At 76.7% G+C, this 507-nt stretch carries 1 protein-coding gene; it reads right to left on the reverse strand.

All coding sequences use genetic code 11. From position 1 onward, the window contains the following. Positions 1-492: TPM domain-containing protein (locus NWP10_RS12310; protein ID WP_309137732.1), on the reverse strand; the 492-nt coding region annotated here is incomplete at its 3' end. Between the last annotated feature and the right edge of the window lie 15 nt (positions 493-507).

Here is a 507-nt window from a genome sequence, read left to right on the forward strand (position 1 = left end):
GGCGGGGTCGTACTCGGCGCCGGAGGCGCCCACGCCGTCCAGCTCGCCGTCCGCGGCGTCGTCCACGCCCTGGACGGCCGCCAGCGCCGGGCCCAGCCAGCCCGTCCGGGAGGCGTCCTGCAGGGCGGGGCGGATGTAGGTGGCCGTGACGTCGTCCTGCAGGGCCGTGTCCCGGGCCCCGGCGTCGAAGCCGAAGGAGCGCTGCTTCACGGCGATCGCCAGGATCGAGTCGGTCGTGCCGAGCCCGCGCTGGTCCGCGACGTCCTGCGCCAGGTCCTGCGCGTTCGTCTCGAACTCGTCCACGTAGACCACGTACAGCCCCTGGCCGGTCTCGCGGCCGAGCGCGGTGATCTCGTTCGTCAGCCGCTGCTCCTCGGCCGGGGTGAGCACCTGAGCCTCGTCCACCACGTACACGCCCGGGGGCACCGTCACGGCGCCCGCCGCCGGGGCGGCGAGCAGGAGGCCCGCGCCTCCCAGGCCCGCGGCGGTCACGGCGCGGGCCAGGCG

Source organism: Micrococcus sp. HG099 (assembly GCF_024723355.1).
Classification (GTDB): Bacteria; Actinomycetota; Actinomycetes; order Actinomycetales; family Micrococcaceae; genus Micrococcus; species Micrococcus endophyticus.